General features: G+C 46.4%; 9 protein-coding genes, 2 tRNA genes and 1 riboswitch. Of the genes, 8 read left to right on the forward strand and 3 right to left on the reverse strand.

Annotated features, from left to right (window positions below; genetic code table 11):
• Position 1 precedes the first annotated feature (1 nt).
• Positions 2 to 98: riboswitch (TPP riboswitch) on the reverse strand.
• Between the two features lie 242 nt (positions 99 to 340).
• Positions 341 to 1210 carry a mechanosensitive ion channel family protein gene (locus EV202_RS08400; RefSeq protein ID WP_131926683.1) on the forward strand — a complete coding sequence of 290 codons (870 nt, stop codon included), beginning with the start codon at positions 341 to 343 and terminating at the stop codon, positions 1208 to 1210.
• 25 nt (positions 1211 to 1235) lie between these two features.
• Here EV202_RS08400 and EV202_RS08405 read toward each other — a convergent pair whose 3' ends face one another.
• On the reverse strand, positions 1236 to 2162 hold the full coding sequence (locus tag EV202_RS08405; RefSeq protein WP_131926685.1) for a DMT family transporter: 927 nt from the start codon (positions 2160 to 2162) through the stop codon (positions 1236 to 1238).
• 613 nt (positions 2163 to 2775) lie between these two features.
• A complete protein-coding gene (gene ribD / locus EV202_RS08410; protein WP_165899412.1) occupies positions 2776 to 3831 on the reverse strand; it encodes a bifunctional diaminohydroxyphosphoribosylaminopyrimidine deaminase/5-amino-6-(5-phosphoribosylamino)uracil reductase RibD in 1056 nt (351 codons plus the stop codon).
• An 84-nt stretch (positions 3832 to 3915) separates the two neighbouring features.
• On the opposite strand from ribD, the gene prmC reads away from it, so the two are divergent.
• The 7 genes from prmC (at position 3916) to EV202_RS08445 (ending at position 8098) form a co-directional block, all read left to right on the forward strand.
• Entirely contained in the window at positions 3916 to 4761 is an 846-nt protein-coding gene (gene prmC, locus EV202_RS08415) for a peptide chain release factor N(5)-glutamine methyltransferase (RefSeq protein ID WP_106069244.1), read from the forward strand.
• Positions 4752 to 5228 (forward strand): regulatory protein RecX, encoded by a 477-nt coding sequence (locus tag EV202_RS08420; RefSeq protein WP_131926689.1) that lies wholly within the window; start codon positions 4752 to 4754, stop codon positions 5226 to 5228. Before prmC ends, EV202_RS08420 begins: the two co-directional genes overlap by 10 nt.
• Before the next feature lie 81 nt (positions 5229 to 5309).
• Complete coding sequence (pyrE, locus tag EV202_RS08425) at positions 5310 to 5948, forward strand: orotate phosphoribosyltransferase (protein ID WP_125239918.1); 639 nt, start codon at positions 5310 to 5312, stop codon at positions 5946 to 5948.
• Between the two features lie 94 nt (positions 5949 to 6042).
• Positions 6043 to 6453: an SRPBCC family protein gene (locus tag EV202_RS08430; RefSeq protein ID WP_106069241.1), complete on the forward strand. Its 411-nt coding sequence runs from the start codon at positions 6043 to 6045 to the stop codon at positions 6451 to 6453.
• A 19-nt stretch (positions 6454 to 6472) separates the two neighbouring features.
• Positions 6473 to 7813, forward strand: coding sequence for an argininosuccinate lyase (argH, locus tag EV202_RS08435; protein WP_106069240.1), 1341 nt, complete (start codon positions 6473 to 6475; stop codon positions 7811 to 7813).
• 101 nt (positions 7814 to 7914) lie between these two features.
• Positions 7915 to 7987 (forward strand) — tRNA-Gly (locus EV202_RS08440).
• 27 nt (positions 7988 to 8014) lie between these two features.
• Positions 8015 to 8098 (forward strand) — tRNA-Leu (locus tag EV202_RS08445).
• A gap of 287 nt (positions 8099 to 8385) precedes the next feature.
• Here EV202_RS08445 and rpmH read toward each other — a convergent pair.
• The gene (gene rpmH, locus EV202_RS08450) at positions 8386 to 8547 is read right to left on the reverse strand and encodes a 50S ribosomal protein L34 (protein WP_004292199.1); all 162 of its coding nucleotides are present in this window, start codon (positions 8545 to 8547) and stop codon (positions 8386 to 8388) included.
• Between the last annotated feature and the right edge of the window lie 103 nt (positions 8548 to 8650).

Here is an 8650-nt window from a genome sequence, read left to right on the forward strand (position 1 = left end):
GGGAACTTTTCTTCTCTTTTCCCTCCGCCGGCATTACCCGGATCAGGTCAATGGGTATGATCTCAGCCCGTCATGTTGGGGCACCCCTTCGTTGAAATCGGGGGCAAAAGTAGGATTTTCTGTCGAAAGTGACAAGCAATGTAGAGGATTTTCGAAGCTATTCACTACTTTTGCATGCCAATAATCCGGCGCTGTTTAGTGCGGTGTTCTTTCTTATCTTCTTTTCTTCTTTTGGAGATAGAAAAGAGAATGGAAAGAAACCACGGCAAAAGAACCGAGAGTGGAATTGAAGGCCGATTCTTGGAATCGTGTTTGAATCTAACATAATCAAGAGCGAAGTATGTTGTTACCTTTATTATTGTCGGCTATTACCGACCAAGCGTCTGAATTAAGTTTCAGCAAATTGCAATATCTTGTGGAAAAAATGATGGGTTGGGGCGTGGATATCGGCGGACGTATCATCAGTGCCGCGATAATCTATTTTATCGGGCGTATCCTGATATCCCTCATTAAGAAGTTTATTGCCAAAGTCTTGGTGAAAAGAAACATTGACGCCGGTATTCAGAGCTTTGTGAGAAGTTTGGTCAACATCCTGCTGACAGTATTGCTGGTAGTGGCTGTCATCGGAAAGTTAGGGATAGAGACCACCTCGTTTGCCGCCTTGCTGGCATCGGCCGGTGTGGCCATCGGTATGGCCTTGTCCGGAAACTTGCAGAACTTTGCAGGCGGACTTGTCATCCTGTTTCTTCGTCCTTATAAAGTGGGTGATTGGATTGAGAGTCAGGGCGTGTCGGGTACGGTGCGCGAAATCCAGATCTTTCACACGATTCTTACCACAGCCGATAACAAAGTGATTTACATCCCCAACGGGGCTTTGAGCAGCGGTACGGTGATTAATTATAGTAAGGAAGATACCCGTCGTGTGGACTGGGTTATCAGTGTGGAATACGGTGAAGATTATAATAAGGTGGAGGAAACTGTGCGTCGCATCATTGCAGCCGATAAACGCATACTGAATACTCCCGAACCTTTCCTGGCTCTCCATGCCTTGGCAGACAGCAGCGTAAACGTCGTTATCCGTGTTTGGGTGAAGAGCCAAGACTATTGGGGTGTCTATTTCGATATGAACAGGATTATCTATTCGGAATTCAACAAAGAGGGCATCAGTTTCCCGTTCCCGCAGTTGACAGTGCATCAGGCAAAGGATTGATGCCGGCGGTTTCCTCCTGTGTTCTTTATCTCTTTATCGGCAATCTTGGAAAAAGCTTTCTGAAACGTACCAGATAAGAGGTGATATTGCTACCGGCTATGATGAGTGTCACGGACAGGATAATCAGCGCTATTCCGAAGCACAGTCTGGGTGTGAACGACTCGCCGAAGATGGTTACTCCGAAAAACACGGCTGTCACAGGCTCCAAAGCGCCGAGGATGGCTGTCGGAGTGGAGCCGATGTACTGAATGGCTTGTGTGGTGCAGAAAAAGGAGATGGCGGTGGGAAACACGGCCAAAGTGAACAGATTGCCCCATAAATACCATTTATCGACGGTGTACAGGCTTTGTCCGAAGTCTACACGAACCAGAAAGAGCGATAATCCGAATAACAATACGTAGAAAGTAATCTTCAGTGTGGCTACATCTTTCAGCCTTGGTCGGTTTACACCCACAATATAGATGGCGTAGGAGAGCGAAGAGGCTACGACCAATGCAATACCCATCAGACTGAGCGTGGCGCCGTCGTCGCCTTTATATAACAGCGCAATGCCGCTCAATGCAAGAAAGATGCACAGAACGGTTTGCAAGGTGATTCTCTCCTTAAAAACAAGGGCCATAATCACTGCCACCAGAATGGGATAAACGAACAATATTGTGGAAGCGATGCCGGCTTCCATGTAGTTGTAGCTTTGAAACAAGGTCAGGGAAGAGATTGCCACTAACCATCCCAACGCAATCAGGGGCAATATGTCTTGCCGCCTCAGCTTGAAACTCCGACCTCGCGCCTTGAGCATGATGCCCAGAATGGAGATGGCAAACAGGTATCTGAAAAACAGAACGGAGTCCGGGTCCATTCCCTCTTTGTAAAGCGGGAGGGCAAACAAGGGGTTCATGCCATAAGATGCTGCAGCAATGCTTCCCAATATATATCCTTTTACTTTTGCATTCATAAGAACTATAAGTTGCTATTCGTTTCGATTCATCATTCTTGAGACTTGCAAAGGTAAATCATACTTTTTATTCCTCGGCTTTTTCCCTTAGAGAAATAATCTATATTTTCATCTGCCTGTGAAGAAACAATGATCATGGGTGCAGAAAGGCATATAAAGCCTGTACAATTTGTACGACCCAATTATGTCTGGGTTCGGAATAGGCGGTTGCTTTCGCTAAAGATGGGGGGTGCATCCTATCGGTCAGATATTTCTTGCATGCACCGGTTTACAATGGTTAGGCAGAAGAGAAGAGCGCCTTTCGCGCCGACTGCCTTCCCCCCCCCCTGTTTGACAACTGCAAGCCTTTGTCGTGACAGACGCAAGTGTTCAAGCCGACAGACACTTGTGCCTGACATGATAGACACAAGTGTTTGAACCGTCAGACGCAAGTGTCTGACAAGTGAGAGGTAAGCGCTTGATAGCCAATGGGCTTTAGCTTCAGAATACAAGCTTCCGGGTGAGGTTGTCGAGCTGTTTCTTATCCCGAACTTAGGTATAAGATGGATGATTGTGTCTTTGGGGATTTTTTAGAAGAAACAGAAGAGGGAGATAAATAAGAATAAGGCAGATGTCAGATGGAATCCACCTTATTCTTTGGTTTATAGTGGCGGAAGTTCCTGCCGAATGCTTGTGAGACATCAAAAAGCATCTCATTGTTTATCTGCGGGGCTTTGACACCGGAATGAAGCAGAACAGGCGCTGCTTCCACAAAGGCCTCGTCCCACAATGCGGCATCGATGAACGATTGCAATAACATGCCGCCGCCTTCTACAAGAAGCGATTGTAGCCCGCGTTCATAAAGGGCATGCAACATCTGATGAAGGGTATCTTGTGAGTAATCTATCGGAATATATTCCACATTGCGAACCGCTTCATGCGGCTTCTCGGTAAAAACAAGAGTAGGCACGCTGCCGTCAAAGAGTTGCAGGCCGGGAGGCAATGCCGAATAGCGGTCAATAACGACACGTACGGGCGAACGACCATACCAATGGCAAACGGTCAGCCCGGGATTATCCAAAAGGGCGGTGCGGGTACCCACCATGATGGCGCTATGTTCTGCACGCTTCTTGTGTACCAGCATGGATGTCAACGGGCTGGACAATACAACGGGACATCCGCCTTCACGATGAATATCCAAACAACCGTCGGCCGACTCCGCCCATTTCAAGGTGATATAGGGGCGGTGTAGAGTGTGGAAGGTAACAAATCGTTGAATGAGCTGTTTGCATTCCTCTTCCAGAACTCCCACAATTACTTCACGTCCGGCATCTTTCAGTTTCCGTATGCCCCGTCCGGCCACTTCAGAAAAAGGATCGAGACACCCGATGACGATACGGGGAATTTGTTTTTCGATAATCAGGTCGGCACAGGGAGGCGTTTTCCCGTAATGAGAACATGGCTCCAGACTGACATAAATGGTGGAACGTTTCAGTAACGAAGGTTTTTTGACAGAACGGATGGCATTCACCTCGGCATGCGCTTCTCCGCAACGCACATGATAGCCCTCGCCTATAATTTGCCCGTCGCACACAATCACTACCCCCACCATGGGGTTGGGGGCTGCGTTGCATCGTCCGTTCTGTGCCAGCTGGATGCAACGTCGCATGTATTTATATTCTTCTTCCATTTCCATATTTTCTTTTTCGGTGGACATTCTCTACTCGCTTTTTTTCTCTATTTTTGCATCCTGATACAAAAAAGAAAGGTTTCAATGAGTCATCCTGCCCGACATATCCGCACTGTTTTGCAAGCCTGTTACTCCGCACAAGAGGTGGCGGCCCTCTGTCGTATCATTTGCTGTGAAATGTTGGGGCAAAGTTCCGTAGATTATTATCTGGGCAAAGATATAATTTTATCCCCGAACAAAGAAAAGGAATTGGAAAGCATTCTGTGCCGCTTGTGTAAATTCGAACCGATACAATATATACAAGGTATGGCCTCCTTTCTGGGACTCTCTTTTCATGTGGCACCCGGCGTATTGATTCCCCGTCCCGAAACCGAAGAACTGGTGGAAGAGATGCTGAAAGAAATTGCACCGGACAGTCGCATTCTCGACATTGGTACAGGAAGCGGTTGCATAGCCGTCAGCTTGTCGAAAGAACTTCCCGAAGCAGAAGTCACGGCTTGGGACATTTCTGCCGAGGCTCTTTGCATAGCCGAAGAAAACAACAGGCAATTGCAAGCTTCTGTGCGTTTTGTCCGACGTGATGTCCTGACATATCGGCCGACCGATGACGATTGTTTTGATGTGGTCGTCAGTAACCCGCCTTATATTACCGAAGCCGAAAAACAAGACATGGAACGGAATGTGACGGACTGGGAGCCTTCTTCGGCCTTGTTCGTACCGGATGCAGATCCCCTCTTGTTCTATCGCCGTATCGGGGAATTGGGAAGAAACATGCTGGCAGCCGGCGGCAAACTTTATTTTGAAATCAACCGGGCATTCGGAGAGGCTGCTGCGATGATGCTTCGCGAACAAGGCTACACGAAAGTCCACGTCCGAAAAGATATTTCCGGCAACGACCGGTATGTAATAGCAGAAAGAGGATGGAAATAACCGAAACAGAAGCCCTGAAGCGGATGGAAGCTTATTGTTCTACTGCTGAACATTGCAGGGCAGAAATAGTAGAAAAACTTCAGCGAATGGGTGTGTCCCATGATGCCGTAGAACACATCATCAATCGCCTGACAAAGGAGGGGTATATAGACGAGGAACGTTTTTGCCGTGCTTTTATCAACGATAAATACCGTTTTGCCAAATGGGGGAAGTACAAAATAGGCCGGGCACTTCAACAAAAAGAAATCCCCTCGTCCGTCTACCGCATTTTTTTGGATGAGGTTGATGAAGGAGAATATCTTGCCACTCTTCGTAATTTGTTGGCTGCAAAGCGGAAGAACATCCGCGCCAAGAGCGAATACGAACTGAATGGCAAGCTGATTCGCTTCGCCTTGAGCCGCGGATTTGAGATGAAGGACATACGTTGCTGCATCGATGTTTCCGACGAAAATGGCTATCCCGAATAAAAAAATATTGGCATTCTCTTTTCTAATCTCATACAGTTTCTGTATTTTTGTGCCATATTTATCATAACAGTTAGTGTGATTATGAAAACTTTAGAAAGATTGTTTGCAGAAAAGTTGCTGAAGATAAAAGCGATTAAACTACAGCCCGCCAATCCATTTACTTGGGCATCCGGATGGAAGTCCCCATTTTATTGCGATAACCGCAAAACCCTCTCTTATCCTTCTCTTCGCAATTTTGTGAAAACAGAAATTACACGTCTGATTCTGGAACGCTTCGGGCAGGTAGATGCCATTGCCGGTGTGGCAACGGGAGCCATCCCGCAAGGAGCATTGGTGGCCGACGCCTTAAATCTGCCGTTCGTATATGTGCGTTCCACCCCGAAAGATCATGGCTTGGAGAACTTGATTGAAGGCGAACTTCGCCCCGGCATGAAAGTGGTGGTGGTAGAAGACCTGATATCGACCGGTGGGAGCAGCTTGAAAGCTGTAGAGGCCATTCGTCGCGATGGGTGTGAAGTTATCGGTATGGTAGCCGCCTACACTTACGGATTCCCCGTGGCCGAAAAAGCCTTCAGGGATGCCAAAGTGCCTTTGGTGACATTGACCAATTACGAAGCTGTGCTGGAGACCGCCTTGCGCACCGGCTATATCGAGGAAAAAGACATAGCAACACTCAATGAATGGCGCAAAGACCCTGCGCATTGGGATGCCGGGAAATAAATTTTGTTCTTGATAAAATATGGTATGACAAAAGAGCCATTCGGAGCAATCCATGTCCGGATAGTTCTTTTGTCTTTTTAATAGAATCGAATATATGACGAAATTTGAGAGTGGAATAAAGAATATACAGGCTTCACAAGAGGCTGTCTATCAGAAACTGTCCGACTTGAATAATCTGGAGAAGGTGAAGGAACGCTTGCCGGAAGACAAAATAAAGGACTTGACTTTTGATGCATACAGCATGACTATGGAGGTGAATCCCGTAGGGAAAATCACTTTGCAGATCGTAGAGAAAGAGCCTTGCAAGTGCATCAAGTTTGAAACGGCTGCTTCACCGTTTCCGTTTAATCTTTGGATACAAATTCTGCCTGTCACTGCCGGCGAATGCAAAATGAAACTCACCATCGGCATGGATATCAATCCATTTATGAAAGCCATGGTGCAAAAGCCCTTGCAGGAAGGCCTTGAAAAGATGGCCGACATGCTCTCCCTCATACCTTACTAACCGCTAAATACTGAATGACGTGGCTCAGAAACTTTGGGAAAAATCAGTCCGGGTAAACAAGGACATCGAACGCTTCACGGTAGGCCGCGACCGTGAAATGGATCTTTATTTGGCAAAATACGATGTGTTAGGATCTATGGCACATATCACGATGCTTGAAAGTATCGGCCTTTTGACTCAAGAAGAGTTAGAGCAACTACTTGCCGGATTGAAAAACATATATGTAATGGCAGAGCACGGAGAGTTTGTGATAGAGGAAGGTGTCGAGGATGTGCATTCGCAGGTGGAACTCATGCTGACACGGAAGTTGGGCGATGTAGGAAAGAAAATACATAGCGGACGTTCACGCAACGATCAGGTGTTGCTCGACCTGAAACTCTTTACCCGTGCAGAGATAAAAGAAATAGCGGAAGCTGTGGAACAACTGTTCCATGTGCTGATCATGCAGAGCGAGCGTTATAGAGGAATACTGATGCCGGGCTATACACACTTGCAGATAGCCATGCCTTCTTCATTCGGATTATGGTTCGGTGCCTATGCGGAAAGCCTGGTAGACGATATGCTCTTCCTGCAGGCAGCGTTCAAAATGTGCAATCGCAATCCTTTAGGTTCGGCAGCCGGTTATGGCTCTTCTTTTCCGCTGAACCGTACCATGACTACTCGCCTTTTGGGTTTCGACTCATTAAACTACAATGTGGTATATGCTCAGATGGGACGTGGCAAGATGGAACGCAATGTGGCTTTTGCTTTGGCGAGTATTGCCGGTACCATCTCTAAACTGGCTTTTGATGCTTGTATGTTCAACAGCCAGAATTTTGGCTTTGTGAAATTGCCCGACGACTGCACTACCGGTTCCAGCATCATGCCGCATAAGAAAAACCCGGATGTTTTTGAACTGACACGTGCCAAATGTAACAAACTGCAATCCTTGCCCCAACAGATCATGATGATTGTCAATAATCTTCCTTCTGGTTATTTCCGTGATTTGCAGATTATCAAGGAGGTCTTCCTGCCGGCCTTTCAGGAGTTGAAAGACTGTTTGCAGATGACCACTTATATCATGAATGAGATAAAGGTGAATGAGCATATTCTGGATGATGACAAGTATCTGCTTATTTTTAGTGTGGAAGAGGTCAATCGTCTGGCGCATGAAGGCATGCCTTTCCGTGATGCTTATAAAAAAGTGGGACTGGATATCGAGGCTGGAAATTTTTCGCATACAAAGGAAGTAGGCCATACGCATGAGGGTAGTATAGGAAACCTCTGTAACACGGAAATCTCTGCATTGATGCAACAAGTAGTGGATGGTTTCAACTTTGAAACCATGAAAGATGCAGAGCGGAAACTTCTTGGCAGGTAGACTCTACGCGCCTTAGTTCTTGCTACTGAATACGATACTTTTTATAAAATATATTTGGCAGGAATGAGAAAACTGCTTATCTTTGCAGCCGTTCTTCCAATGCGGAAATAGCTCAGTTGGTAGAGCACAACCTTGCCAAGGTTGGGGTCGCGAGTTCGAGTCTCGTTTTCCGCTCTCTTTCCCCTTTTTTTCTGTAAGGATGCTCGAATGGTGGAATGGTAGACACGAAGGACTTAAAATCCTTTGGCCATTGCGGCTGTGCGGGTTCAAGTCCCGCTTCGAGTACGATGGAAGCCCTGTAAGTATAAGACTTGCGGGGCTTTGTTTTTTGCAGGCGATTGTTGCATCTATAAAAAGGGCTTTGTAGCTTGTTTTATGTTTCCTCTCAGTTCGTTCTCTCTGAAGTGTGAGCGGATGTTTCCTAAAGTGTGGGTCTAATCTTGCTCGGATGTGGGCTTACGGAATAATCCGGTTTTGCGATGGTGCAAGTGTAAAGGCTTGAAAAAGGAAAAGCCGCAAAAGAAGTTGTTGCTTCTTTGCGGCTTTTTGTGTCCTTAATCGTTTGCGGAGGGTTATGCCTTTACTCCGTTGTATTCGTCAGAAACAGTCAGTTTCTTTCTGCCTTTAGCACGACGCGCGGCTAAAACTCTACGCCCATTGGCAGTTGCCATTCTCTCACGAAAACCGTGTTTGTTCTTTCTCTTTCTGTTAGAGGGTTGAAATGTTCTTTTCATTACTGTATCTTTCCATTTAAAATCCAAACAAAGTTGGATAATTCATTAATAATTAACTTTAGTTTCATATCTTTTTGTCAGGATGTTAAGAGGAAGTAGGCTC

Origin of the sequence: Prevotella heparinolytica (assembly GCF_004342845.1) — a bacterium.
In the GTDB taxonomy this organism is placed as follows: domain Bacteria; phylum Bacteroidota; class Bacteroidia; order Bacteroidales; family Bacteroidaceae; genus Bacteroides; species Bacteroides heparinolyticus.